The following is a 25,840-nucleotide window of genomic DNA, read 5'->3' as shown; positions in this document are numbered from 1 at the left end:
GGACGTTTACCGCCCCTGAGCCTGCGCCACAGGAGGTCCCGGGTACTAAGCGTCAGGCTGCATCCACTAAGACCAGCGCCAGTCACATGCGATAAGTCATCCCTGCTACAAGTGAGCGCCTACTGCGGCACCATACGCCGTACGGCTCACGGTTACAGAGGCGCTCGGCCAGGACGCCCCTCCTGCCTACTGGCCTTACGTCCGGCAATGGTGGGCAAGCAGCCGTTTTTGGGCAACAGCCAAAGTCGGCAGCTCACAAGGCGCTGGACGATACTTCGGTACGCATTGTACATCACGGTGCGTGGACCACATCGCACCTGCTGTCACTGCACAGCGGTTGCTTGAACAACTTCAAGCTTTGGCTGCTGCGGCTCGACGGAGCGTGCGGAAGCAGACGTCACTCTGTTTCGTCCAGTTCGCTTAGCCTCATACAACGCGGCATCGGCAGCCTTCAGCGCATCGGCCAACTGCCGCGCGGTTTGCGGCACGGCCGCCACCCCGATCGAGACTGTGACCGGAGGAAGAGCGACTCTATCACCGTGTGCCGCAGTCGATTTGTGAAGCATGGAGACAGCTTGCCGAATGGTATCGGCACGCTCGGCTGCCTGGGCAAGATCGCAACCAGGTGGCAGCACGGCCAATTCCTCACCTCCGTATCTGCAAGCCACGTCGCTCCGCCGCAACTGCTCGATGAGAAGCAAGCCAACCGAACGGAGGACAGCATCACCGGCTGCATGGCCGTGCGTGTCGTTGATGGATTTGAAGTGGTCGAGATCCATCATCAACACGGCGACCGGACGTCCGTCGCGGGCGAGTTGCGCTTCCATCTGCGCCATAACTTCTTCCAAGAAGCGGCGGTTGTGCAGACCAGTGAGAGAGTCGCGCAGCGCCTGCCCCCGAAGCCGTTCACGCAGGGCTTGGTTCGCCAATGCCAGCGATACGCTATCACCCAAAGCTGTTGCCAATGCTGTTTGTTCTACTGTCGGCGCAGGAGCACCGGCGCCAAACGCAATGCGCAAAACTCCTTGGACCTCGCCGCGTGCCGCCATGGGCACACAAAGGCCACTTCCAGTTGCAGCACAGGCAACGCAGCCAAGGCCGTCTCCCTCCGCCGATGGGTCTCCGTGGTGAGGTCGGCCGCGCTTCAGAGCCCAACATTCGGAGGGAGCGAAGTGGTCTGGCGGCTCAGTCGCGGCAGTAGCGCTGGTCCCTTTCCATGACGCTGCAAGGTCAAGGCGGTCGCGTGAATTGTTAAACGCGAAGAGCCAGCCGGATAGCCCGGGCAGTAGCCGTTGTGCAGCATGGGCCACCACATCGCGCACATCTTTCGCTTCGACGCCACTTTGCAAAAGTTCGCTCATCTCCACGAGCGCCGCCAGTTCCTGCCCACGTCGGTCTGATGCTGCTCGCGCTGCTTCTGCCACCACTTGGCGTCGCCCGATTTGCCTGTGAGCGAAAGCAAGGGCAATAATAGTCGTCACGGCGCTGAGTACGATGAGAATCACGAATGCCGTTTGCCGCCAGCTAAGCGCTGCTTGCAAGGAAGCGATCTTGGCTTCCCTATCCGAGACATAGATCCCGACCAACCGTCTAATATCGTCGGTGGCTCGCTTACCCTCGCCGGCTTGTGTGCCCCTTACAGCGGCCTCTACGCCTCCTGTGGCGTAATGCTCAATCCGCCGCGCCCTGGTCCGTATCGCCACTTCCAAAGCGTCCAGTAGAGACGGCTCCCGCAGCAAGTTCAGACCGCGATCCACGGCCGCTATCGATTTGCTTCGCTCTCGATCGAAAAAAAGCAGGGCCGCATGGTAGTCAGCCAGCTGCTCGTGCTTTCCGCTCAACAGAAAACCTCGAGATGAACTTTCAAGATCAACGGCAGCTTGTAAAATGCGACGTGCGTTATCGCGTTCGGTCATTGCCCCCTGTAATTGAGCATCAATTCGCTGAGCATCAACATAGCCCCAAGTTGCTGATGCGGCACCGAGAGCAAGGATGGTTCCGAGCACCGGAACTGCCCAGCGCCACAACCGGGGCATGTCACGCGTTGAGGACTTGGGTAACTGGGTCTTCAACGACGGCTGCTTCAGCATGCTCATGGGTCCAACGCCTTGATCACCAGCTTTTAACCAAGTGCATCACGCATAAGCGAGCTTTAAAATCAACCTTCAGGCGATGCAGCGGCGGGAAGGGCAAGCGTGAAGCATTTTGCTGTGCCCACACAGCGCATTGCCGGATGATGTTGCGCAATCTTTGCGACGACCTTGTAAGTGAGGTACCGCGGCTGAAGGTTGGGTCGGATCCGACAAGTATCCCTGGTATTTGCGTGACCGAGACACCAGCCTGGCCTCGATAATGCCCAATCCGCATGGCTTCGCCTCTTTGCGGCACTTCGCAGCCTCGCTTGGCCTGACCCCGAAGCCGCACTCAAGCGGTGGCAAAGAGCGCCTGAGCCGGATCTCCAGGCAGGGCAACTCCATGTTGCGCCAACGGCTGGTGCTCGGCGCTACGAGCCGCCTGCACCATGCCCGGCGCAGCCCGGAGGCTTCGGACTGGATCACGCGCCTGTTGGCGCGGCGGCCTTTCAAGGTCGTTGGCCGAGGTCATCCACCATGCCACTTGGCTATATCATGTGTTCAGCCTGAGCCTGCGCGACATCGAGCTGATCCTGGCCGAGCGGGGCTTGGTGGTTAGCTACGAGAGTATCCGCTTTTGGTGCCTCCGCTTTGGCGTGGACCTCGCGGCCAAGCTGCGCAAGCGGCGGCCGAGGCCGGGTGACACCTGGCACATGGATGAGTTCTATCTGAAGATCAACGGCGAGCTCTTCTATCGTAATTACCCACCCCCCTTGCGCGGGAGCGGGTTGGCTGATTCGATCTTGGCATGCAGCGGGACGAGCTTGAGCACCGAAGCAAGGCGGAGCTGATCGAGCTGGTGTTGCGGCTGCAGCGGCCGGAGAAGACGTCGCGCACGTCCTCCAAGCCGCCGTGCACGGATCGAAAGGAGCGGCGCGAGCGCGCCAAGCCTGGAGGCGCCAAGCCGGGCCACGAGGGTCGCAGCCGTCCCTTGAGCGACGATGTGTCCGAGAGGGTCGCCCACCGCCCTGAGGTCTGCCCGTGCTGCCGAATGGAGCTCGCGCCCGGTCTACCGACCGAAGCAGCCGGGGTCTGGGAGCACATCGAGCTGCCCGCGGTCCGGCCGCGGGTAGTGCACCACCACCGCCTGGCGGTGCGCTGCCCCGGCTGCGGCACGCGGGCGGTGGCGCCAGTGCCGGTCAGCGGCACGCCCTTCGGTCCGCGGCTGCACGCGGTGGCCACCTACCTGAAGACCTACCAGGCACTCTCCTATGAGCGGCTGCAGGCCGCGCTGGCCGATCTGTTCGGGCTGCGCCTCAGCCAAGGTGGGCTGATGAACCTGCTCCGCCGCGCCCAAGGCCGGTTCCAGCCCGGGCGAGAGGCGGCCGTCGTGGCGCTGCGCCGTGCCCAGGTGGTCGCGTCCGACGAGACCGGCGTGCGGATCGAGGGCTGCAGCGGCTACCACTGGGTATTCCGCTGCCAGGATGCCGTGGTGCACCAGGCCGCGCCGACGCGCGCCGCCTCCGTCGTGCGCGACATGATGGACGGGCACCGCCCTGCGGTATGGCTCTCGGACCGATACGCGGCGCAGCAGGGCCACGGCTTGGCCCAGCAAACCTGCCTGGCGCACTTGGCGCGCGACGTGGCGTATGCAGTGGAGGCCAGCGACGACCCCGTGCCGTTCCGGCTCAAGCTCTGGCTGGGCTCAGCCTTTGCTCTGGCCGACGCCGCCGCAGGCTTGGCCGCCTCCACCCTGGCCGCCAAGCGGCGGGCACTCGAGCGCAGGCTGGACCCGATCCTCGCAGCCCCCAGCGGCTGCGAGCTGACGCGGGCGTTGCAAGCGAAGCTGCGACGAGCGCGCGACCAACTGCTGACCTTCGTGGACTGGCCTGGCCAAGTCGGAGCAACGAACAACGCCTGCGAGCGCGACCTCCGCCCTGCCGTGATCCAGCGCAAGGTCACCAACGGCTATCGCGCGATGTGGGCCGCTCAGGGCGAGGCGGACGTGCGCACCGTCGTCGACACCGCCCGCCTCGTGCCCGGCACCAGCGTGTTCGGCACGATCCTGACGACCGTCACGGCCTGACCACTCCGCCGCAGAAGTCAGGGGGTGGGTAATTACCTTCTATCTCTAGCGCGCGGTGGACCAGCACGGTGTCGTGCTCGACATCCTCGTGCAGGAGCGGCGCAATGCCACGGCCGCCAAGCGGTTCTTCAAGCGCCTGCTGGCCGGCCTCAAGTACAAGCCGCGGCGCATCGTCACGGATGGGCTGCGCACCTACGGCGCAGCGCAGCGCGAGGTCCTGCCCGGCGTGCGGCATCGGACCAGCTGCTACTTGAACAATTGTGCCGAAAACTCCCATAGGCCAACCCGGCGCCGAGAACGCCAGATGCAGCGCTTCAAGTCACCCGAGCAAGCACAGCGGTTCCTCTCGGCGCATGCGATGATCTACAGCCACTTCCGTCCACGGCGGCACCTGTTGCGGTCCGATCAGTACCGCCGATCGCACGACAAGGCGTTTCTGATCTGGTGCCAGGAGACGTGTACTCGGATGCGGCGTGAAGTCACGCAAGCTTTGTCGCGCGGGCCAACTCGTCTTGGCACCAGACAACGTGACAATGCCCTGGTGGGGCGCTTTCGGCGCAGAGGGTCGACGGTCCTGATACCTACTCCGCGACGAACCCTGTGGCTCTGGCCACACCCGCCCACCGCTCCAGATCGGAGCGGCCGAGGCGGTCCAGCGCCTCGGGTGTGGATGCCTCGGGATCGATCGTCAGCGAGGTCCGCCATTGCTCCACGAAGCGCGTGTCGCGGAAGGCGGTGTGGATCGTCTCCGAAAGCTTCGCGGCGAGGCCGGACGGAGCGCCGGCGGGCAGGTACATGCTGTACCAGTCGAGCCAGTCGAGGCCGGGCACGCCCTGCTCGGCGAAGGTCGGTGTGTCCGGCATGCGCCGCCAGCGCGCCGGCCCCGTGATTGCGAGGACGCGTAGGCGCGTGTCGCTGGTCAGCCGCTCGACGTCCACGCTCCCCTTGCTCATCGCCGCGATCTGTCCGCCGAGGACCTCGGGGGCTGGGTCGTTGCGGCCCGCCACATGTGTGCAGTCGAACTTCAGCGCGAGCTTCAGCATCTCGCCGACGAAGTGTGGCGGCGAGCCGGCGGCCAAGCTGGCGTAGGACGCCTTGGCCGGATTGGCGCGGCACCAGTCGGCGAAGTCGTGCACAGTCCGCACTGCCCCGTCGACCATCGGACCAATGCAGAAGCAGAATCCCGAGCGGCCGAGCAGGCTGACCGGCTGCAGGTCCTGAAATGGCCGGTACGACAGGGCCCTGAAGGTGTGGGGCGCGAGGGTGAGCACCCCGGAGGGCGTCACGAGTACCTGGCTGCCGTCCCGCGGCCCCTGCAGCACCGCCTCCACAGCAAGGCGCGCGCTCGCCCCCACCCGGTTCTCCACCACCACCGCGGGCGCGATGCGGCCGGCGAGGTAGGGCGTCAGGGTCCGGGCGATAATGTCCGGCAGGGTGCCCGGCGGCAGGCCCACGACCAGCTTGACGAGGTCCGGCATGCGCTGCTGCGCCCGCGACGGCATGGGGAAGGTCGCAGCGACCGCGGTGGCTGACAGGACAGAACGACGGCTGAGTCCAAGCTTTATCATGTTCGTCGCCTCCGCGCAGCCGGGTTGCGGGACGATCCGGGCGCTGCGCCACCCAGGCCTGCATCCGCGCTGGCGAGCTCCAGCAGGAGCTCTGCCGCCCCGTCACCCTCCGCGGGTAGCGGCGGCTCGGAGGGGTCAAGAAAGACAATGTGGCGCCCTGCGAGGATCCAATTCAGGAGCAGGCCGATCTCGGTCGGATGCCGGGACTGCGGGTACTCGGCGAGGACCATCTCCCGGGCATGGGCGATGCGGACGGCGTCGATCTGGCGAACGGCGCGCAGGGCGCGCGGGTCGCTGCGCGCCCAGATGCGCATGGCGAGCTCGAGGTCGGACCGGGACTGCCCGGTCCACCTGCCGGCCCGGCGCTCGGCGGCGTCCCGTAGGATGCCGGAGAGGGTGAAGCACCCGGTGCGCCGCAGGTAGGCATGGACCCAATCAACCTGAGCCATTCTCCGCCGCAACCACTCCTCGGCCATGGCGTCGAGCAGCGCCTCACGGTTCGGGAAGTGGCTGTAGAAACTGCCCGGGGTACGACCACTACGCCGCGCGAGATCCTCGATCCGGACGGCGTCTACGCCGCCGCGCTCCAGTGCCAGCAAGGCGAACTCGACCCAGTGCTGCCGCTTCCACCGCTTGAGGGCGGCGAGTTCCGTCTCGCTCGGCAGCACCAAGGGGAAGGTGGGGCCGTCATCGCTGGCGTTATCGGCATCGCTCGGCTTCGGCTCGGCGGTCGGCAGGTGTTCGGGCATGGTGCCTTGAAACGTAGGTTATCCTATTAAAATAGGATGCCCTACGGTCATGAGCAAACCTATGTTTGTTGATACGCGGTGTTGTGAAGGCAAGATTTTCGTGGCGCAAACGTCCCCGAGCCGACCTCCAGGCCACGCCCCCAGTGCGGCTTGAATCAGTGGGTTCCCGCAAATGGAGCAAGCCCTGCATCAATGCGATAAGCCCCGCCTGACGCTAGCCATTTGATCCGTCAGGCCGGGACCAGGGTCTCGGCCAGCGTGCTCCAGGTGGCTTCGCGGAGGTCGCGGCGCATCGCCTCCTCGTCGGTCCAGCGGGTTTCGGTGGGGAGGCGGATCACCTCGCATTGCACCGTCAGCGTGCCGTCGCGGAAGGGCCATGGGTCCAGCGACCAGCGGGAGGGACCCTGTCGCACGAGATTCATCTTGCGGGAGGTGCCATCCGCCATCGGTGCCTCGCCGGCCTTGTCGGGATCGGCAAAGCAGAGGGCGAGCGACAGGGCGTCTGTCACCGCGACGAGAGCGGAATTCCGTTCGACCTGCTCGGATGTCACGCCGAGCTTGGCGATCCAGTCCGCCTGAAGTGCCGCCTCCTTGGCGGCGTTGCGGTCGATGGCAGCGTGGTCCTCCGGTGGCAGGCTCTCCGGGTCCATGTACTCCGTATAGATCCGTGTGCCGTGCAGGGAGATGAGCAGGGCGGGCCAGAGGCCGTAGGCGGCGCGGGCTATCTCCACGCCGCGCGCCCACATGGGGGCATGGACCGCCGGGCCGAGCCTGGTGAAGGGGTGGGGCAGACCCGTCTCGGTGTCGAGGGTCGGGGCGGTTTCCCAGGACAGCCAAGCGATGTCGTGCTGTTCGGCGCCGAGGATGACCTCCGGCGCTGGATTCGGCTGGGCAAAGCCGGGAGCGCCCCAGGCGGCCATCATCTGGCCTGAGAGCAAGGCGTGGGAGGGCTGGGAGATGAGAAGGCGGGTGCCGTTCTCCGGGCTGCGCAGGATCATGGAGTATCAACGCGCGAGTGGGGTCTCGGGATACGGTACGACCTGATCCATCTGGTTTTGAGGATCCGGCAGAGCTTGCCGCAGTCGCCCTGTGCCACGTCCACGCCATGCGGCCGGAGCAGGTCTTGGCCGACACCGCGCCCCGCTTGCGCCCGGGGCAGAAGCCCCGCATTGTCCTCGAACACGATCAACAGCGCCATGGCCGACAGTGAGACGGAGCAGGGCGAGCAGCCGCCAGCCTCGGGCCGCTCGCATCGCACCCCATCACCTCCTGACATGGGTCAGCCCCTTGTCACTGAGTGCGCGCAGCCGACGCTGCCACTTTCATCTCCGCCAACCGCGTCGTCGCAGCCTTGGCGATGGCGGCGAACTGCCGGGCGATCTCCTCCGGCGGCATGTTGGGACAGGCGTCGTGGCAGATCCGAACATAGGCCCGTATTGCGCGCTTTAGCACGGCCGCCTGCTCCTTCGCGGATAACCCCGCCAGGGTGCCGGCCAGCAAGGTGATGGGATCGCCGCTCACTGAAGCCGCCTCGGCGCTGGCGATCGGCCCGCCATGCGACGCCCGCCAACCGCCCGACACAGGCCGCGCAAGTTCGTCTCAATCTCGGCCTCGGTCCACCCAGCTTCCCGGCAGTTCCTGACGTAAGCCGCCATCGCCAGCACCATTAAACCGGTCTGGTCCTCGGGAGGCGGCACCACAGGCTTCCTATCCAAAGACGTAGTTGGACGTCTTTCTCAGGTGGACAATTCGTTCCGCCTCATTGGCCCGCGGAGCACGTCCATTGGTGCTGGAGATAACACCGGCCAGGCTGGCGATGAGATCATCGCAGCCGAAAGGCTTCACAGGCGGGCAGTCGGGCCACCGAGCCCTCTCAGGTCAGCCTCCGGCGCCGCCTTCCCGAAGCCGGTAACCACCACCGCCGGTAGCTTGGGGTTGGCTTTACGAAGCTCGCGCAGCACCGACCGGCCGTCGATCCCGTGCATGAGGTGAATGTCGGTGACGACTCCGGATAACTGCTCCACCGCACCAGCCCGTGCGAGCGCTTCCTCGCCGCTATGGGCCAGAACCACATCGTAGCCAGCGTCTCGGAGGGTATCCTCGATCATCATGGCAACGAGGACTTGGTCCTCGACCACGAGGATCACCGGTCGTGGCGGGCAGTCTCCCCCGCCATTCCGAGCGTGCTCTGGTACTGTATTGGCCGGCATCGGCAGCAGCCTCCTGAGCGGCGCCATGAGGGCAGGCGAGAGCGGTTACATTGCAAATATATCAATCTTCAGTTGATGAGCAAACGAAAGAAGGTGGCGCGGCCCGGTATGCAGGGAGACCATCCATCCGCAACCACACGACGTACCGCTGGATCTGATCGTCACCGAGCAGCAGGTCTTCCGCGGATCAGTGCCCATGACGGCGACGGAAGGCCTGGGCCAGGGCAGTCGGGAGCAAGGACAATGATGGGCAATGTGTGGTCGGGGACGGAACTGGACCGGTTAGGTCGCGCCGTGCTGGAGGCAGCGGCGGATGCCATTATCCTCGCAGACCGCGAGGGCGTGATCCGCTTCTGGAATACCGGGGCGGAGCGCTTGTTTGGCTTCACCCCGGCGGAGGCGCTCGGTCGCCCGCTCGACATCATCGTCCCGGAGCCGTAGCGGGCGCGGCACTGGGCCGGGTTCAGCCGGGTCATGGAGACGGGCGAGAGCCGCTACGACGCGGGCGAGGTGCTTGCCGTGCCCGGCCTGCGTAAGGACGGCGGCCGCATCTCACTGGAGTTCACCATCGTGCCCTTGCGCGACCCGGCGGGCCGGATGGAGGGTATGGCTGCGGTCCTGCGCGACGTGACACGGCGCTTCGAGGAGCTGCGGGCGCTCCGGCGGCAGGTCGCGGCCGCACGGGAGGGCAGCGCGGCCGAGCCGCGACCCGAGGCAGATCCGAGCCGCTCGTCGTCTCAGAGCGGTTTCCGCTTTCACCGATTCAGAAGAGGATTTCCTTCGACGGTGGGGCGTGATTCGTTTTCCCTTCTGCGGCGACCTGGTGGCCACCGAGATGCAACGCCATGCCGAGGTGGTGCGCGTCGCCGGCGTGCAGCCGGAATAGCTCACCTGCTACAGGACACTCACCACCAGCTCCGGCATGAGGCTGGCCTGGCCTCGATAAGCCTTCAGGATCTGGCCGAAAAGGAGATAGCCTCGGGCCATGGACGACCCTTTCGATCTCGAGCGCTTCGTGCGGGCCCAGGAGCCGGTGATTGCCGACGTTCTCCGCGAGCTCGGGACGGGACGGAAGCGAACGCACTGGATGTGGTTCGTCTTCCCGCAGCTCCGCGCCCTCGGCCGAAGCCCAACCGCCCAGCACTACGGTATCGCCTCGCTGGCCGAGGCGCAGGCCTACATGGCGCATCCCGTCCTCGAGCCACGGCTCGTGGCGTGCGCCGAGCTGGTCCGCGCGGTCCAGCACCGGTCCGCGTACGAGATCTTCGGCAGCCCGGACGATCTCAAGCTGCGGTCGTCCATGACTCTGTTCGCAGCGGCGCGGCCGGAGACGGCGGTATTTGACGACGTGCTCCGCCGGTACTTCGAAGGCAAGCCGGACCAGCTCACGACCGAACTGCTCGCGGCGGGATGACACACCGACACCGCCGAGCGCGATCATCAAGCCACGGTACCCGGGTTCCAGCTCGACCGCGTTCAGCCCCCATGGCGGACCATTGAGGAGGCCCTTCGCACAGAGGCTTAACAGTCAGTCCTTCGCGGAAGACCCATCACCAGGTTATGGGCATCAATGCGGCTCAGCATCTGTCGGTATCCATATCCACACATGCGATAAGTCCGGTTCGACCGCCCCGCTCGACAACATCTGCCACGGGGTGGCGGGGACCATCACGCCGCTTGTCGACTTGTGGCTCGATGAGGAGCGGTTGCCGAGCTACATACGGCTGGTGCCGAAGCCAAAGGGGTGAGGGCTGTGAGGCGACCTAGCCAGGGCTAGTTTGCTGGCGCCCTAATGCCTCGTGCTAAAGTCATGTAGCGGTTCCAAACCTCAGCGCATTCGTCACCACAGCGCTGGATCCATTTCGGCAGCACGACGCTGCGTAACAGCCGGGCACGACGCTGCTGGTCCTCTGGCGTATCGTCCAGAACCACCATGTTGCCGGGCTTGCCCTTGCTTGGTGCAGCGGGGCAGGCCCGCATTGCAGGCGAAGCCTTCCTCGGTCTCCTGCTCGGCAGCCTGCCAGATCCTGGCTTCCAAGGTCGTCAGGCCTTGCTGGATCTGGGTCCTCACCTCCGCCGGCAGCGCGGTCCAGGCGCTGATGTTGGCTCCGAAGAAGGAGACCCCCCAGTTGATCGCTTGCCGCGACATCGTGGAGGTCATGGTCTGTAGCCCGAGCGCATTACCCGACAAGCTGCCGGTGATCGCGCATTCCACGGTGCGCTGGTTGAAAGCGCTGACGATCTGGGCGAAGGGGATAACGACCGGAACGGCACCAAGCGCTTCGAGCAACTCGCTTTGCCCAACGGAGGAAACCCTGATTCGCCGACCAGCAAGGTCAGCGAGGCCGGTGAAGGGTTCGCGGCAGAACAGCACCTGCGCTGGGTAGGTATAGACCGCCAGCAGCTGCACATTGTACCGCTCCCGCAGGATCGTCTCCAACCGCGGCCGTAGCAGGTCCAGTGATTGATGCAGGGTCGCCGTATCGGGGTTGAGCGCCGGCAGGTCCATGGCGCTCAACTCCGGTTCTTCACTCGCGGCGACAGCCAGGCTGATGGTGCCGAAGGGCACAACGCCCAGCCGCAGGAGCCCGAGCATGTCAGCCCCACGAATGCCGCTGCGATCGAAGGGGGCGATCTCCGCCTGGACCCGACCATTCGTGAGGCGGGGCACCTCCCTCGTCCAAAAGGGCATCTCGTATTCTAGATACTGAGCGACCCCGCCGAGGCCGCCTGCGATCCTGAGATGGATGGGGGCCACCTCCTCGACCGCGGCCGCGGCCGCCGTGGCTCCGAGCACCACCGCAATGGCAGCTTTCGTCACCGCCCGTCGCAGCCGGCGTGCCGCTGCATAAGTTCCGGCCAGGGACGCAAGGCCAATCATGATTTTCTAGCGGATCCCGAAGGGCAGACCGGTCTCTCCTACTGCCTTCCTACAACAACACCGGTTGAGATCACCTGCAATTCGTAGCATCTGCGTCGTGGGGATGCTCCACCACAGCCGGCATCCCGTTAGCCGACCTGTGGCTCGGTAGCGGCGCCCGCCGAGCCATATGCGGCTGGTGCCGAAGGCGAGGTGATGTGGATGCGCCAACCGAAGCCCAGGCCCGCGCTGGTGATCGTCTGCCTGGGATGCGGTGCCCGCTATGCGGACCCGGGCGGCGACGACCAGCACTGGCGCTGCAGGGCGTGTGGGGAGCCAGTCGCGCGCAGGCTCGCGGCTTCGGCAACGACACCTTCAAGGACGGCGGCGGGCAGGGGCTGAGATGAGCCGCTATGTCCGGCTCCTCCGCATTGCCAACCGGCTCGGCCAGGTGCCCGCCGGCAGCGCCGAGGCAAACCGAACCATGCATGACGCGCTCGGCCGCTCCGGCCCGGTCCTGCCCTGCACGAGCGACAAGGCGGCGGCGGAGGAGCTTCTCCCGCCCGGCTTCGAGTGGATGCCCTCCACCTATGCCGGCCGGCTGGTCTACGCGGCCTGCCGCCGCGCCGGCCTCGATGGCGCATGGCCGCACCCGCACCACGGGCAATGGGGGCGGACCCTGCCGCTGTCTATGTGCGGGCCTGGGCGAAGCTGGCGAGGGGCTAGGAGGGCTTGCCGGAGGGCTCAGCCCTTTCGGCGGCACCGACCTGTTCAAGATCGCGCAGAGTGTCCGTCAGCTCCTGGATCCAAGGACCACCCTCATCGAATGGTTGGATAACCCGCAGGGCTCCCGACTGCGGCGGCTGGGTGACCTGGAGGCAGCGACGGCCTTGCCATTCCACCACGACCCGCAACTCCCCTGACGCCTCAAGCATGTAGCCGAAGCCCAACCCGCCCGATTGGGCGTAGTAGCTCAGGGAGCCTGACCGCGCTTGAAACAGCCGAGCAAGGGCAACCGCCGTGTCGGCGGCCGGGCTGATGGCCTCGAAGGGGTCTTTTGGATCGTTCGTCATGGCTGCGTCACTTGCGGTGGAACTCTCACCTCGCAAGGAAGCGGGACTGCCGTGATCGACGGAGCGCAAAAGAAAGGCCGCCCAGGGGGAGGCGGCCTTGAGATGTGCAGGGATTTTCGCCGGGAACGAGCTCTCCAACGTCACCACCGCAAGGCTGGTTTGCGAGCGTTCCGCACCAGCAGCGGCGCTGCTCAAGTCGGCTTTGCGGGGGTGTGGTGGGAGGGGGCCATCCAGCCCCGGCAGACAACAGGCAGCCCCCACCGCGTGGCCTACCCCTTACGGCTCCCGCAACGGGTTTAGCTGGCCACCTGTGGCTATTCCTGCCACCAAGCCGCGAGCCGCGCCTTCTTGAGCGGCCTGTCGGCACTGGCCGAGCTGCCTTGTCTCGCGGCGGAATACCCAAAGGGCCGCCCGGACGATCCAGGCGGCCTCAGTGGGGTCGGCAGTCTCGGCGCGGAGTTCTTGGCGGGGGAGGCAGACGGAGAGGGACCAGCTGCCGCTAGGGATGGCTCCTAGCCCGCCCCGCGAGGTGATCATGCTCGACCTACATCAATCAAGAATAGCAACGGACGCGCGAGCAGCCATCACAGGCAACGGCGCTCTATTGGTTCGCCCCCACACCCCCAGCCGCGCCGCTGCGGCCTCAAGCAGCGCCACACCGCCCTCCCGCCATTGGCGCCGGGTCAGCAGCTTGGTCGCCTCAGCCGGCGGCAGCCCTCCCTTGCCATATCGTCTCCAGAATGAGATTTCTCGCGATATAGTGGGTAGCTATACAGCTTTAGGTTGAGTGAAGTGTCATGAACTAACCGGAGTGATGTGGATGAGCCAAACTGCTCTGCAACAGGAGCTTCAAAGCCAGCACGTCAGCATGGCCGACGAACATATTGGCGCTCTGATCCGTGTCAGGCGGCTGATGATGGGGCTGTCGCAACAGCAATTAGCCGGGGTCATCGGCGTGACCTACCAGCAACTGCATAAGTACGAGCGAGGTTTGAACCGCATTTCCGCAGGTCGTTTGTTTGAGATAGCGCAGGCGCTTGCGGTAGATGCCGCTTGGTTTTTCCAAGGACTTGGCCAAGAAAGTGCCGCTGAAGACGCGGCGCCACGCCAACGCATGCTCCTGGATCTCATGCGCAACTTCGTTCTGATCAAGGACGAAAAACAGCAGGAAGCTGTCACCTTTCTGGCCCGCTCGCTGGCAAGCTCATAGCGAAGCTTGCAGGCTGCCTTTCCGTTAGATGCCTCGGCCTCAATGCGCGTCAAGACCGCCGGGGAGGCCACGCTGGGCCAGCCTGGGCGGTTGCCGGTACGTGTGTGGGCCCCATTATGCCCCAGAGCCGCTGGCAGGCTCCCTGGCGCATCCTGGCGGGGGATGCCGATCTGCTCGATGGTCGCAGGCCTATCGCCCGAGTGCGGGCAATAGAGAAGTCGGGGTTTCCGGCCCTCGCTGCCTCTCCCCGCGCCTGCGCTTCGGCCCGCTCGGTGCTAGTGCGGGAGCCGGGATGTCTACGGTGCGTTTGCCCTAAATGCCTGATGCGAAGGACGACCCGCGGGTACTCTATGCTGCTGACCGTACGGTATTGGCGGCAGAGCGGACCTACGCGGCCTGGGTTCGCACCGGGCTTGTGTCACTAGTGGCGGGGGTAGGAGCCAAGACCTCGCTTGGCAGCGTGCTGCCGGAATGGGCTATTTTGTTCAACGCCTCCCTCCTGGTGCTGTTCTCGGCTTTCTGCTTTGCAGTCGCGGTGTGGCGGGACATACGTCCGGGTCACGACACGCCGCAGCGCTCCGACCTGCGCCGCTTGCCGGCGCCGCTGCTCATCGTCGTGAACGGCGGCCTGCTGCTGGTGTCATTGGGTGCCCTGTTGGGTGTCTGGTTCGGACGGACGGGCGGGACCTGAGAAGCTGAGGATCCAACTGGGATCGGGAGCGGGTTCGTACGGGCCAAGCCGGGGCCGCGCTTCTCCCGCAACTGCCCGACCGTCGCCGCAGACACTGTCCTGCCGTCACATCCACGTAGTGAGATTGTTCTCGCGGGATAATGCGCAGAGCGCCGCCGCACAACTCATTATAAAAAGGCCATAAACCGGGACGCAGCATATGGGTGAGACCAATCCACAGGAAGAACCGCAAAGCCATCGTGCCACCATGGTGGACCTGCACGTTGGTCGCCGGATCCGAGAGCGACGGGTGATGATGGGACTGTCGCAGCAGCAGTTGGCCCGCATCATCGGCGTGACCTACCAGCAGGCACACAAGTACGAACGAGGGCTGAACCGCATTTCCGCCGGCCGCCTGTTCGCCGTGGCACAGGCGCTTGCCATTGATCCCACATGGTTCTTCGAGGGCATGTCCGCGGAAGCTGCGGTTGAAGAGATACCGCCACGCCAGCGCATGCAGCTGGAGCTCATGCGCAACTTCGCCTCAATCACAGACGAAAAGCAGCAGGAAGCCATCAGCAATATGGCCCGCTCGCTGGCAGGCTCATAGCCGAGCTTGTGGACAACTGGGGCCCGCAGGTTTCGCTATAGCGAGCCGCCCATCTCCGCCAACGCTACCTCGGACAGCCAGACGCTCAAAACGCCCAACCACTCACTGCCCTACGAAGGCGCAGCGATTGCGGCGTCCGGCTGCTGCAGACTTGCAGATGGCTCAACCTGTGCGGCCGGTGCCATTTTGCACGGGCAAGGCGTAGACGGTCGGACAGGTCGTTACCGCGCCGCCGCTAGCATGGAATTCCGAGATCATCCGGTTGAGAGCCTCGTTATCCGGCGGGGCCACTAATCTGCAACGGCGCTTGTGAGCGATCATCGCTTGGATGGATTGGTGCTTAGCGGAAGCAGCTTCTGCGGCAACGCTGGACATAAAGCGGCGGTTTTTCTGCACAGCCAGTCCTCACCCTATCGCAATGAGCACGTATGCATGCCCAGCTATACGCCCCTGGGTAGAAATTTCCTCATTGAAAACGTGGTGTGGGTCTCCCGTACTTTGTCGCATCTCTGCACCGTGGCTGTTTTGCAACGGTCGTAAGGGATCCCTACAGCAGGTTACGACGTCACCAAGCCCGAACGGTTGGGCATGCCTTTGGCCCGGCAAATCACCCCCACGGCTTGCAGAATAGGTGGCGGCGATCAGGGTTTGGAGCCTAGGCTTGATCCGTCATCGTGCGACACCGGAGTAAGGGCTCTACCGTGTTCGGAGCCATGGTCACATTCGCCGCACTGGGGATCGCCTCGGGCACGCTGTTGGCGTGGCTCGATGGTGTTCCGTCCGCCACCTGGCTTGAGGAGGCGGCACTGGTCCTGCTGGACGCGCTGCTTGGCTTCGCGCTGTGGTGGGGGATCTCGGGCTTCACACTGATGCTGCACACCGCCACCGTTGAAAGCGAAGGGGTGGAGCGCTATGGCGCGATCCCATCCCCGCTTCCGCGATCCGTCACTCAGCGCTGCATTGCCAAGGTCACCCATCCAGGCTTGTGGTTGCCGCTGGGGCTATTGGTGACGTTCTGGGCTACATAGAAGGCGAGCATCACCATATGCACGCCGCAGGGGACCCGCTGGATCGCTCTGGACGGCTCCGGGGTTACCGTGGCCCTCCATTGTGCCCCAGCGACGCTGATCAGCCGCCAAACGCCGCCCACCACTTCCCATCGAGCCACAACACCTGATCCGCCGGCAGCCGCACTGCGGTCGGCTGTCCCTGGAGCCACTGCTGGATCTGCTCAAGCCGGATCCGGTCCTGCATGGTCACAGTCGGCCGCCCGGCCAGCAGGGAGATCTGCTTCCGAGCCGTGTGGGGCGGCAGGTCGGCGATGCGAAATCGGCGCTTCCTTTGTCGTGCAGCGCTGGCGTTGGGTGCTTGGTCGCATCTGAACCAGCAGTGTCGCGCTGCACCCGCCCACAAACGCTCTGACAGATGTCAGGCAAAGATGAAATCCTTGGCGGCCAGTAAATGGTCGATGCCATCAAGCGTTATCTTGTTGCTGAACTCCGTTGGACTTCCGAGTGTTCCATAATAGATTTCCAGCTTGCCTTCTGTGCCTAGCCTTTGGCTCACGGTGCGCTGTGATAATCCAACGAAGCCGATTCGATCTCCTTCTGAGAAATCCAGGATGCGATCTCCCATTCCTATGCCGTCACCCATTGAGAACTGAAATATATCGGCGCCGCCATCGCCTTTCAGAAGATCCTGCCCAACACCGCCGATAAGCGAATCGTTGCCCGATCCTGCGTACAACTGGTCGCTCCCAGCACCACCTTGCATGGTATCATTGCCAGCATAGCCAACCATGAGGTCGGAACACTTGGTTCCGACCAGAACGTCGAAACCCGCCCCACCGAATACATTCACGTTCTTTATTCCGCTTGTGGACACTTTCTCCGCGGTCATTAAAAGGGAATTGTTTCTAATAGGTTTGCGTAGCTCCTTCGTGCTGCGCGATCATGAGCATCTAATTGTCAGGCTGCAGAACATTGTTGGGACCCGCTCGGGCTGGCCATTGTAGAGTCTGCCTACCGCTTCGAGTGCCTGCCCCGTGGCAGGACGGCCTCGATGGCGGCGAAGCCGTGCGGGGCACGCTCCTCAGCGATGTCCATCATGGCCTCGACGTCCATGGCGCGGTTCTGCAGCGCGATGGCGCGCGTGACCGGCAGCCGATCTGCTTCGTAGGCCCGCAGCGCATTCTGGACATCGTCTGTCATTGGCGACGACCCGCACCAACTGCCTAATCAGACCTTCGACGCGATAGGTCCACCCGTCGCAGGCCGGCTCGACCCGCCAGGATCCGCCCCCGGTCGGCCGCCAAGCTGATCCGCCAGCCACGCCTCGAGGCCATCTCCCGGATGCTCAAGCAGCTGGGTCCGCGCATGCGTTACCGGAGTCACTGTAGCCGGGACGGATGGCTGTTCCATGAAAATTGGAGTTGTCTGACCAGTCAGCGGTTCCGCGAGCGGCGCAGTTCTTTGCATTTACCGATTGGGCAGGTCTGGGACCGCCCAAAACTGTCGGCTTCATTACGGTCGCAGCGTTAGCGGAGATCGACACAAGGCCGATCCGTAGTCACAGGAGTACCAATCGCGGAAATGTTAGTGCGTCTCCGGTTTGACTTGGACATCAACTTCAAGTTGCATAAAGCAGCCGGGAACGCCTCTCGGTTGTCAGCAGCGAGAACGTCCATGGCCGTTATCACAGGTACGTCCGCCAGAGATACGATCAAAGGGAGTGCCGGTATCGACACGATCGCCGGTGGTGCCGGGGCCGATCTGATGTCCGGCGGGGCCGGAGCCGACCTCTTCGTGCTCAGGGCCGGCGATGGGGCCGACATCATCAACGATTTCCAGCTCGGCGTGGACCGCCTCTCCATCGCCAGCGGCACCTACAAGCCCTGGCTGTACCAGACCACCGTCAACGGGATCTACGGCACCAGCATCGTCTACAACGGCTCCTGGTCGGACTCGATCTTCCTGGCCGGCGTGACCAATATGAAGCTGGAATGGCTGACCAGCCCGTCGCTGGTGCCGGCGGCGAATATGGCGCAGACGGTCTTCAATCCCGTCAGCCTTACCGCCGGCAGCGGCTCGGACACTCTAGTGCTGAAGATCAGCCAGGATGCATGGCAGGGCAGCGCGCAGTACACCGTGAGGATCGATGGGGTGCAGATCGGCGGCACCTTCACCGCCTCCGCCCTGCGCGGCTCGGGGCAGTACGACACGCTGACGCTGAAGGGCAACTGGACGGCCGGCACCCACAAAGTCGAGGTCAGCTTCCTCAATGACGGCTGGGGCGGGACGACCGACACCGACCGCAACCTCTATGTCGAGAGCGCCAGCTATGCCGGGCTCGCAGTCAGCGGTGCGGCGCTCAGTTTCGGCCGGGCCGGGGTGCAGAGCTTCTCCTTCACCGAGCAGCCGCCGGCGGACCCTTTCCCACCGAAACTGCTCACCGCAGGCACAGGACCGGACAGCCTGGTGCTGAGGGTCAACCAGGATCACTGGAGCGGCAGCGCGCAGTACACCGTGAGGGTCGATGGGGTGCAGGTCGGCGGCACCTTCACCGCCTCCGCCCTGCGCAGCTCGGGCCAGTACGACACGCTGACGCTCAAGGGCGACTGGGCGGCCGGCACGCACAAGGTCGAGGTCAAATTCCTCAATGACGGCTGGGGCGGCTCGCTGGCGCAGGACCGCAACCTCTATGTCGGCGGCGCCACCTACGGCGGGAAGGACGTGGCAGATTCCAGCCTCAACCTGACTTCGACCGGGGTGAAGACCTTCTCCTTCTTCGAGGCGCCGCCACCCTTCGACAACCTCACCCTGAGCGGCACGGCGGATAATGACGTGCTCACCGGCAAGCTGGGCGCAGACACGATCAGCGGCGGCGGAGGTGCCGACACGATCACCGGCGGCCTCGGCAATGACAGCCTGAGCGGTGGCACCGGCGCCGACGTTTTCGTTCTCAAGCCGGGCGACGGCGCCGATGTCATCACCGATTTCAGGCCGGGCGAGGATCGCCTCTCCATCACCACCGACGGGACCTTCGCCGTCTGGCAGGAGGCAGCGACGGTGGGTGGCGTCAGCGGCACGCTGGTACATTACGGGCCGAGCACGGGCGATACGGTGATGCTGGCGGGCGTCACCGATGCCTGGATGAACACCTTGGTCGATCCGTCCTGGACCTATGCGCCGTCCACCGGCTCAGACGAGTTCGGCCAGCTCATTTTCCAGGACGAGTTCAGCGGCACGCGGGTCGATCCGACGAAGTGGCCGATCAGCTATGGCGGCTCGACCTACTGGAACGGCGCCTTTCGCTGGGACAACTCGCAGGTCAGCGTCGGCAACGGGATGCTCGATATCGGCATCACCAAGATGGCCAACGGGAGCTGGGCGACGGGCGGCCTTTCGACCACGCCGAACCAGTGGAATCCGGGCTTCGCCTTCACCTATGGCAAGGTGGAGATCATGGCGAAGATGAGCGCCGAGGTGACGGGGATGGGTCCATGCTTCCTACTCTGGCCGGCGGCGAACGGGGTGTGGCCGCCGGAGCTCGACATCCTCGAGACGCCGAAGGGCGACGGGATGGTCACTCAGCATTGGCCTGATCCGATGACCGGCGGCGACGTGTACAAGAGCCACACCTACGACATCGACCTGACCCAGTGGCATGTCTACGGGCTGGAATGGACGCCGGGCCGGGTGACGATGACTGTCGACGGCCAAGCCATGTATACCTACACGCAGAACATCCCGACCATGAAGATGACGGTCGGGCTGCAGGGCCATGTCGGGGCACCGAGCGACACCTGGTATGGCGGCGTGCCGGGCGCGGATGCGCCGAACCGCTACGACATCATGGTCGATTTTGTTCGGGTCTATGAATGGCATGGTTAATGCCAAGTCCCGCTGATCAGAACCCATAAGCCCAGAGGTGATTCGGGAAATTCGGACAGGCCGATAAGTGGATTTCCTGCCTGAGAGCAGCAAAAGTACGGCGGGTCAGGAGCGAGAGCTATGGCCGAAACTAGGTGACGGCGGTCTGAGAAAGGCGACGTATCGAGGCGGGTGACGAGCCTGCCAGAACCTCCCGAAGGAGCGATACGCCATGACGAGCCATAGCACTGTCGTCCCCCTCCGCTAGCCCGATGAGATCGGGGATCCGTAGACGGCGGTTCTGAGGAGCGGTGCTCGTCGCTTGCTGGCGCAGGCCATCGAGGCCGAGGTGGACGCGTTCCTGGCCGAGATGCGGGGCCTGCGGCTGCCGGACGGGCGCGAGCGGGTCGTGCGGCACGGGCTGGGGCCGGAGCGCATGGTCCAGACCGGCATCGGCCCGATCGCGATGCGCCGGGCCAAGATCGGCTATCTCACCCCGGAGCAGATGGCCACGACATACCAAGCGGCTGTATCAGCGGCGCAACAGTGTTCGTGAAAGTGGGTCAAGGCCGATCGCCTGCTGACCCTTGCAGCCAGACATGAACCGCGGCCCAGCGCTTTGGTCGGACTTGCCTCAAGGTTGCTGTCTGCAGTTTACATGTTACTAAAGATTTTAGGGTTATAGAGGCACAGCAACCACTAGGCGAGAAAATCATGGCAGACCGGCGCATCGATAGGGATGACAGTCAGCCTCCTTTGGGGATTGGGTTCGCCATTGTACTCGCCGGCTTACTGTCTCTCCCCCTTTGGGGAGGCATCATTTGGCTCGTCCAGCAGGTGTATTGACCATCCCCGAGGACAAGCAGGTCGCCGCTAGTCCAGCAGCCGCACCCCCAGCCGGGCCGCCCCAGCCTCAAGCAGCGCCACGTCACCCTCTCGCCACTGCTTCCGGTTCAGCATGCCAGTCGCCTCAGCTGCCGGCATCCCGAGAGCAGCGCCAATCTCCGCAGGCGTGCTGATACCCCGGTCATCCATCTCCAGGCCGATGTCCATCCGCAACCGGATGGTCCTCAGCCGATCGGCGGCGCGGCGTTGGTGCTCCTCGGGCGTGATCTTCGGCTTCGCGGGCGGTATCTGGTTGGTTGCCGTGTCCTGAGCTGCAGCGAGAGATTCGAGCAGGACGACTAACGCGGGAGCGCACGACAGCAGCAGCAGTCCGCGCCGCGTCACCCTGGTCGCCATGGCTACTGCCACCCCGACACGCCGGTCATGTCCGGCAGCCTGTGGGCGTGCCCTTGTAGCAGTCGATGCATGTCCGTCCCCCCGTAAATAGGAGCCGCTCGTGGGCCGCCGGAGCGGCGGGCGTGAGCCGCCCGTCCGAACGGGCCGGGCCTGGCCCGCGCCCGGCCGTTCGAAGGCGAAGGCGCGTCGGGAAATCCGGCGTCGCGCGCGGTCCTTCGTGGTCACCATGAGGGAACGACGAATGATACTGGCGATGGAGCAGCTCGGAAAGCGGTCAGCGGCCGCGCCGAGACCGAAGCATGACGCACGCCCGGTCCGGCCAGCACCATCCTCGCCGCGTAGTATGGCCGTGACACCGACTACCGCGACACACCTCCAAGACAGGACACGATCACCATGCTTGGACGCGAGTTCGGCCTTTCGACCCTGAGCCTGCTGGCTGGCGCCGCCGCGGGCTCCCGCCCGGCGGCCGCCCAGACACCCTACCCGACGCGCACGGTGACCATTGTGGCGCCCTTCGCCGCCGGCGGCTCCACCGACCTCATCGTGCGGCTGATCGCGCAGTCGCTTTCGGCGCGCCTGGGCCAGCAATTTGTGGTGGACAACAAGGCCGGCGCTAACGGCGCCGTGGGCAACGGCTTCGTGGCCCGCGCCCGGTCCGACGGCTACACGCTGCTGGTCACCCCCAACAGCACCTACGCCATCAATCCCCACCTCTACACCAACCTGCCCTACAACCAGGAGCGCGACCTCGCCCCGATAGGGCTACTGGTCCAGAATGGATTCTTTCTGTGCGTGCGGGGTGACTCGCGGTTCCGCACTGTGGCCGACCTCGTGGCCGCGGCCAGGGCGGCGCCGGACACGATCAGCTTCGGCTCTGGCGGCATTGGTTCGGCCAACCACCTCGCCCCGGAAATGTTCGCCGCTGCCAACGGCATCAAGCTCCAGCACGTGCCCTACCGCGGCAGCGGCCCGGCTATGCAAGCCGTGACAAGCGGTGAGATCCCGATGTCCTTCGTGGATACGGGGGTGGCGCTGCCGTTCCTGCGCTCGGGCGAGCTGCGGGCACTGGCGGTGAGCTCCGAGCAGCGCTCGGCCCAGATGCCGGACGTGCCCACGCTGGCTGAGTCCGGCACGCCCGGCCTCAACGCGTCCAGCGACTTCGTATGTTTGCCCCCGCCAACACGCCCGCGCCGGTCATCCGCCGTCTGTCACAGGCTGTCATAGAAAGCCTGCGCGCCCCCGACCTGCGCGAGCACCTGCAGGGCCTATCAATCGATCCGGTCGGCGGCACCTCGGAAGCGTTTCCGGCCTATCTCGCCGCTGAGAGCGCCAAGTGGCGCGACGTGATCCGCGCCCGCGATATTCGCGTCGAGTAGCACAAGGCAAGGTGCTGTCAGCGCTCGCCCGAACTTGACGACGGGAGGCGCCGAGTTGCAGGGGGCAGCGGCGTAGACGTGCTGGTCCCTGCAACACAGCGGTGCCGCTAGATAAGCGGGCGATTGCTCACCTCGCGGGCAACAGCCTCGGGCTCGATCTATACACGCTGTTCGCGTGCAGGCTGCCACGGCTGAAGGACGACTTGTACCTGAGCTGGCTGCAAATGCGCGACCAGCTCGGCAGCGGCGAGGCGCACGCGCGGTCGCTGGCGCAACGCATCCGCGACGTGCTCCCCGAGCTCGCGGCTGTATCCAGAGGCAAAGATTGAGGCGACCCTTCACGGCCTGATGTTGAGCCCGTCTCCGCCAGCCGTGCATCGAATGACGGTGCAGGTGCGTGACCTTGGATTGGTAGCTGGACGACGCTGACGGGCCAGCACCTCTATTTAGGGGCGGGTGAGTTCAGGCATTCGCCCACGGTTGCCGTCGCCTGCCAAGCTAACCTCCCGCTACCCCTTTGATGACTTTGCCCGTTCCGCCGCAGTTTGGGCACTCAGTGCCGCCTTGGACTTTGCCCTTGCCACTGCAATCGGGGCAGACATCCTCACCGGTTCCAGGGGTGCCGGGTGGCGCATCGTCGCCCGGGTTCATGTCGGCGGCATTTGGTGTCGCTTGGAAGTTGTTATCCTTTTGGGTTCCACTCGCCACGCAAGCCTCCTCTGGTGCTTACCGCCAAGACTCGTCTAACGGCGCCCAATGCGTCCCGTTGCCCACGGGCTGGACGTCTAACCCGCGGCAACAGACGCTCGCCTGTCAGCGCTTCCTCCAGTCGAGTTCACGGCTCCAGGCGGCTCAGTGCAGGAAGGAATAACGGGACGGCCGCCGCACCGGGGGTAGTGCCATGCCGCTCGATGCGGGCCGCCAGGGCTAGCGGATCCTGGCGCAACATCATCCAGGCTCCTGCACCATGGCCGGGGCACGGTTGCAGGGTGTTGCTCTCGGTCATGTTCAGCTCTCCATGGCCTTTGGGCCAGCCACTGGCAATCTCCGGGAGCAGCATAGCTATCGGGTATGCTTGGTCCGCGTCCGCCCTGAGCGACCGCTACTCGAGCTTCCGCTGTAGAGCCGGCGCGCAGCGCCGGCCTCCCCGGCGCGTTATGGCTGGACCACCAGGGCGGGGCGCGTGGCCATGCCAGCCGGATCAAAGCGGGACAAGGAAACGCAAGCGGAGGCCGAGGAGCCGTCACGCAAGCCATCGAGACGCGCTGCCGCCGAATGGCTTAGGGCAGAAGAGGATGCGTTCGGCCTCTGGCTTCGACAAAGTCTGCACGAGGCCTTTGACGCCGCGATTGCGGAACCGATCCCTGAGGACATCCTGCGGCTTATTGAGGAGGATCGCGCCGAGCGCGAGCGTCTCAGGGGCAGTCGCAAGGCAGAGCCGGACAAATGAGGTGCCGATGCAGGGGTCTGGCCTATCCTTCGCGCGGATCCGCCTCAACGACGCCACCGGCCTCTGCTGCGGGCAGCCAAAGTGTGACCGTGATCCCTACCCCCGGCCTGCCCTCCCGCACCAGTCCGCCCCCAACCTGCTCGGCGAAGGTCCGGGCGAACGCCAGTTCGAACTCCGCGCTGGGATCCGACGCCCCAAGTAGCGAAGCCCCGCCGCCCAAGCCCGTGCCGGTGTCAGCTATGGAGACCCGGACATAACGGCCTGGCCGCAGCGCCGCTTGGTGCTCTGCTCCCGAGGTGATCTCCTCAAGGGCTGCCCCAAGCGTGAGGGTGCCGCCTTCCGGCATGGCGTCGCGTGCCGCGGCGGCCAGGCCCAGCAGCACTGACTTCAGTTCCTCGGGGTCAGCCAGGACTGGCGGCAGCCCCGGGGCCACATCCACTTCGACGCGAAGTGGAACGTCCAGGCCGCTTGTAGTCACACGTGCCAAGCGCTGCAGCAATGGCGCCACATCGACCGCTTCAGGCCGGAGCTCGCCACGCGGAGCAAAAGCCGTGAGGCGCTGAGCCAGCGCGCCGCCGCGCCGGGCTACGTCGTTCACCAAAGCAAGGATGGACTGCGCCGTTGCCGGATCATGCCCGAGCCGCGCGCCGGCCAAGCGCACCCCGCTCTGAACCGCCTGCATGACACCGGCGAGGTCGTGCCCCACACCGTCTGCGAGCCGGCGCAGCGCCTCAAGCCGGCGCACTCGCGCCTTCGTCGCTTGGTGCTGCACCGCCTCCTGGCGGCCGCGCTCGGCCATCTCCACTGCCAGTCGGCGCAGCGTCATCTCGCTCATGGTCACCGCGGCGAGATCGCGCAACGCCGCGGCATCGCCGGATGTCCAAGCACGTGGCTCGGTATGGATGGCGCATAAAGCGCCAAGCGCATGGCCATCTGGCGTTATGAGCGGCATGCCGAGGTAGGCGACGACGCCAAGCTCGGAGATGGCGAGGTTGCCGGATAGCAGTGGATGATGGCCCGCGTCCTGGATCAGGAGCGGCTCCCCAGCGGCCACGACGTGCTGGCAGAACGAGTGCAGTAGGGAGGTCTCGCGTCGAAGCAGCCAGGGCTGCGGCAGGCCAACAGCGCTCTTGAAGAACTGGCGGTCGGCCTCGACCAGCGACACCAAGGCCGCCGGCACGCCGAGCAGCCGGCAGACCATCCGGGTCAGGCGGTCAAAGGTCTCCTCGGGCGAAGTGTCCAGCAGGCCGGTTCGCCGGAGTGCCATGAGGCGGTCCTCGTCCTGCAGCGCCTTTCTCAACAGCGTTTCATCGGACATCGGATGGCCTCCTTGCTCGGCGGGCACGTACCCGTGTCCGTCTGCTCTGCGGGTGGCTATGGAACAGGCTCCACCCTCGAAGCTACGCTGTCCATCCAACTTGGCGGTAACACGCTGGCCAAAACGGGCAAACGCTCGCACCGACGGAACTGCGGCAATCCCCTCAGAGGAGTTGGAGGGGCCGCTCATTCAATCAGCATACGCCATCAGGAGATTCCGGGACCCTTTCCATTCGCTCTCGGCCCCTGCTGACCGTACAGCAGCGCCGGCATCACATGCGATAACCTCCGCTTTCCAAGCCTGGGCGGGACCTGCCGCAATTCGCGTTTGGGCAAAGAGAAGGCCGCCTACAAAAAGCGGGCGGCCTGAGTTTCTGGGAACAGAGATAGCAACCCCGCCAACGTCGCCCTTGCTGAGCTAGTACTACTGTGTCATAGAATGCTTGTCTGATGGGGTATCGCTGTCGTACAGG

25 protein-coding genes and 4 pseudogenes are annotated in these 25,840 nt (G+C 65.0%); 15 read left to right on the top strand and 14 right to left on the bottom strand.

Annotated features, from left to right (window positions below; genetic code table 11):
- Positions 1–323 precede the first annotated feature (323 nt).
- A complete protein-coding gene (locus AC5JJ6_RS10380; protein WP_496041963.1) occupies positions 324–2,096 on the bottom strand; it encodes a diguanylate cyclase in 1,773 nt (590 codons plus the stop codon).
- A gap of 256 nt (positions 2,097–2,352) precedes the next feature.
- On the opposite strand from AC5JJ6_RS10380, the gene AC5JJ6_RS10375 reads away from it, so the two are divergent.
- From AC5JJ6_RS10375 to AC5JJ6_RS10360, 4 genes and pseudogenes are all read left to right on the top strand, one after another.
- Complete coding sequence (locus tag AC5JJ6_RS10375; RefSeq protein ID WP_496041962.1) at positions 2,353–2,691, top strand: transposase; 339 nt, start codon at positions 2,353–2,355, stop codon at positions 2,689–2,691.
- Positions 2,591–2,923, top strand: a complete 333-nt coding sequence (locus tag AC5JJ6_RS10370) for a hypothetical protein (RefSeq protein WP_496041964.1) — start codon at positions 2,591–2,593, stop codon at positions 2,921–2,923. Before AC5JJ6_RS10375 ends, AC5JJ6_RS10370 begins: the two co-directional genes overlap by 101 nt.
- Entirely contained in the window at positions 2,881–4,158 is a 1,278-nt protein-coding gene (tnpC, locus tag AC5JJ6_RS10365; protein ID WP_496041961.1) for an IS66 family transposase, read from the top strand. The genes AC5JJ6_RS10370 and tnpC overlap by 43 nt, the downstream gene beginning before the upstream one ends.
- Positions 4,159–4,213: 55 nt before the next feature.
- Positions 4,214–4,477: pseudogene (locus AC5JJ6_RS10360) on the top strand (DDE-type integrase/transposase/recombinase); the annotation flags it as partial.
- 262 nt (positions 4,478–4,739) lie between these two features.
- Here AC5JJ6_RS10360 and AC5JJ6_RS10355 read toward each other — a convergent pair.
- The 5 genes from AC5JJ6_RS10355 to AC5JJ6_RS10335 form a co-directional block, all read right to left on the bottom strand.
- A complete protein-coding gene (locus tag AC5JJ6_RS10355; RefSeq protein ID WP_496041960.1) occupies positions 4,740–5,636 on the bottom strand; it encodes a tripartite tricarboxylate transporter substrate-binding protein in 897 nt (298 codons plus the stop codon).
- Positions 5,637–5,722: 86 nt separating this feature from the next.
- Complete coding sequence (locus AC5JJ6_RS10350; protein ID WP_496041959.1) at positions 5,723–6,475, bottom strand: TetR/AcrR family transcriptional regulator; 753 nt, start codon at positions 6,473–6,475, stop codon at positions 5,723–5,725.
- A 230-nt stretch (positions 6,476–6,705) separates the two neighbouring features.
- On the bottom strand, positions 6,706–7,473 hold the full coding sequence (locus AC5JJ6_RS10345; RefSeq protein ID WP_496041958.1) for a DUF3891 family protein: 768 nt from the start codon (positions 7,471–7,473) through the stop codon (positions 6,706–6,708).
- A gap of 292 nt (positions 7,474–7,765) precedes the next feature.
- Entirely contained in the window at positions 7,766–7,996 is a 231-nt protein-coding gene (locus AC5JJ6_RS10340) for a hypothetical protein (protein WP_496041957.1), read from the bottom strand.
- Positions 7,997–8,316: 320 nt separating this feature from the next.
- Positions 8,317–8,685: a response regulator gene (locus AC5JJ6_RS10335; RefSeq protein ID WP_496041956.1), complete on the bottom strand. Its 369-nt coding sequence runs from the start codon at positions 8,683–8,685 to the stop codon at positions 8,317–8,319.
- A gap of 75 nt (positions 8,686–8,760) precedes the next feature.
- Here AC5JJ6_RS10335 and AC5JJ6_RS10330 point away from each other — a divergent pair.
- Positions 8,761–9,312, top strand: a pseudogene (locus AC5JJ6_RS10330) (PAS domain-containing protein); the annotation flags it as partial.
- A 358-nt stretch (positions 9,313–9,670) separates the two neighbouring features.
- On the top strand, positions 9,671–10,099 hold the full coding sequence (locus AC5JJ6_RS10325; protein ID WP_496041955.1) for a DUF1810 domain-containing protein: 429 nt from the start codon (positions 9,671–9,673) through the stop codon (positions 10,097–10,099).
- Between the two features lie 426 nt (positions 10,100–10,525).
- Here the strand turns inward: AC5JJ6_RS10325 and dctP are convergent, their stop codons facing one another.
- Positions 10,526–11,566: a TRAP transporter substrate-binding protein DctP gene (dctP, locus tag AC5JJ6_RS10320; RefSeq protein ID WP_496041954.1), complete on the bottom strand. Its 1,041-nt coding sequence runs from the start codon at positions 11,564–11,566 to the stop codon at positions 10,526–10,528.
- A 701-nt stretch (positions 11,567–12,267) separates the two neighbouring features.
- On the bottom strand, positions 12,268–12,618 hold the full coding sequence (locus AC5JJ6_RS10315; protein ID WP_496041953.1) for a hypothetical protein: 351 nt from the start codon (positions 12,616–12,618) through the stop codon (positions 12,268–12,270).
- 820 nt (positions 12,619–13,438) lie between these two features.
- On the opposite strand from AC5JJ6_RS10315, the gene AC5JJ6_RS10310 reads away from it, so the two are divergent.
- The 4 genes from AC5JJ6_RS10310 (at position 13,439) to AC5JJ6_RS10295 (ending at position 16,136) form a co-directional block, all read left to right on the top strand.
- Positions 13,439–13,828 (top strand): helix-turn-helix domain-containing protein, encoded by a 390-nt coding sequence (locus AC5JJ6_RS10310; RefSeq protein WP_496041952.1) that lies wholly within the window; start codon positions 13,439–13,441, stop codon positions 13,826–13,828.
- A gap of 316 nt (positions 13,829–14,144) precedes the next feature.
- Positions 14,145–14,519 carry a DUF202 domain-containing protein gene (locus AC5JJ6_RS10305; protein ID WP_084113175.1) on the top strand — a complete coding sequence of 125 codons (375 nt, stop codon included), beginning with the start codon at positions 14,145–14,147 and terminating at the stop codon, positions 14,517–14,519.
- Between the two features lie 199 nt (positions 14,520–14,718).
- A complete protein-coding gene (locus tag AC5JJ6_RS10300) occupies positions 14,719–15,108 on the top strand; it encodes a helix-turn-helix domain-containing protein (RefSeq protein WP_496041951.1) in 390 nt (129 codons plus the stop codon).
- Positions 15,109–15,821: 713 nt separating this feature from the next.
- Entirely contained in the window at positions 15,822–16,136 is a 315-nt protein-coding gene (locus AC5JJ6_RS10295) for a hypothetical protein (protein WP_496041950.1), read from the top strand.
- Positions 16,137–16,236: 100 nt separating this feature from the next.
- Here AC5JJ6_RS10295 and AC5JJ6_RS10290 read toward each other — a convergent pair whose 3' ends face one another.
- The 3 genes from AC5JJ6_RS10290 to AC5JJ6_RS10280 form a co-directional block, all read right to left on the bottom strand.
- Positions 16,237–16,368 (bottom strand): hypothetical protein, encoded by a 132-nt coding sequence (locus tag AC5JJ6_RS10290; protein ID WP_496041949.1) that lies wholly within the window; start codon positions 16,366–16,368, stop codon positions 16,237–16,239.
- Positions 16,369–16,536: 168 nt separating this feature from the next.
- Positions 16,537–16,968 carry a hypothetical protein gene (locus AC5JJ6_RS10285; RefSeq protein WP_496041948.1) on the bottom strand — a complete coding sequence of 144 codons (432 nt, stop codon included), beginning with the start codon at positions 16,966–16,968 and terminating at the stop codon, positions 16,537–16,539.
- A gap of 161 nt (positions 16,969–17,129) precedes the next feature.
- A complete protein-coding gene (locus AC5JJ6_RS10280) occupies positions 17,130–17,318 on the bottom strand; it encodes a hypothetical protein (RefSeq protein WP_496041947.1) in 189 nt (62 codons plus the stop codon).
- A gap of 474 nt (positions 17,319–17,792) precedes the next feature.
- Between AC5JJ6_RS10280 and AC5JJ6_RS10275 the strand changes: the two genes are divergently transcribed.
- Positions 17,793–20,000, top strand: coding sequence for a carbohydrate-binding domain-containing protein (locus tag AC5JJ6_RS10275; protein WP_496041946.1), 2,208 nt, complete (start codon positions 17,793–17,795; stop codon positions 19,998–20,000).
- Positions 20,001–20,256: 256 nt separating this feature from the next.
- Positions 20,257–20,463, top strand: a pseudogene (locus AC5JJ6_RS10270) (IS256 family transposase); the annotation flags it as partial.
- 389 nt (positions 20,464–20,852) lie between these two features.
- On the opposite strand, the gene AC5JJ6_RS10265 reads toward AC5JJ6_RS10270, so the two are convergent.
- Entirely contained in the window at positions 20,853–21,221 is a 369-nt protein-coding gene (locus tag AC5JJ6_RS10265) for a hypothetical protein (RefSeq protein WP_496041945.1), read from the bottom strand.
- Positions 21,222–21,617: 396 nt separating this feature from the next.
- Here AC5JJ6_RS10265 and AC5JJ6_RS10260 point away from each other — a divergent pair.
- Both AC5JJ6_RS10260 and AC5JJ6_RS10255 read left to right on the top strand, forming a co-directional pair.
- Positions 21,618–22,600: pseudogene (locus AC5JJ6_RS10260) on the top strand (Bug family tripartite tricarboxylate transporter substrate binding protein).
- A gap of 101 nt (positions 22,601–22,701) precedes the next feature.
- The gene (locus AC5JJ6_RS10255; protein WP_496041944.1) at positions 22,702–22,929 is read left to right on the top strand and encodes a hypothetical protein; all 228 of its coding nucleotides are present in this window, start codon (positions 22,702–22,704) and stop codon (positions 22,927–22,929) included.
- Between the two features lie 506 nt (positions 22,930–23,435).
- On the opposite strand, the gene AC5JJ6_RS10250 is transcribed toward AC5JJ6_RS10255, so the two are convergent.
- Positions 23,436–23,606 carry a hypothetical protein gene (locus tag AC5JJ6_RS10250; protein WP_496041943.1) on the bottom strand — a complete coding sequence of 57 codons (171 nt, stop codon included), beginning with the start codon at positions 23,604–23,606 and terminating at the stop codon, positions 23,436–23,438.
- Between the two features lie 177 nt (positions 23,607–23,783).
- On the opposite strand from AC5JJ6_RS10250, the gene AC5JJ6_RS10245 reads away from it, so the two are divergent.
- Entirely contained in the window at positions 23,784–24,050 is a 267-nt protein-coding gene (locus AC5JJ6_RS10245) for a hypothetical protein (protein WP_496041942.1), read from the top strand.
- 22 nt (positions 24,051–24,072) lie between these two features.
- Here the strand turns inward: AC5JJ6_RS10245 and AC5JJ6_RS10240 are convergent, their stop codons facing one another.
- Positions 24,073–25,368 carry a GAF domain-containing protein gene (locus AC5JJ6_RS10240; RefSeq protein ID WP_496041941.1) on the bottom strand — a complete coding sequence of 432 codons (1,296 nt, stop codon included), beginning with the start codon at positions 25,366–25,368 and terminating at the stop codon, positions 24,073–24,075.
- Between the last annotated feature and the right edge of the window lie 472 nt (positions 25,369–25,840).

It is taken from the genome of Skermanella sp. (assembly GCF_059503625.1).
Note: the sequence above shows the minus strand (reverse complement) of the source record. Positions and strands in the feature narration are given on the sequence as shown.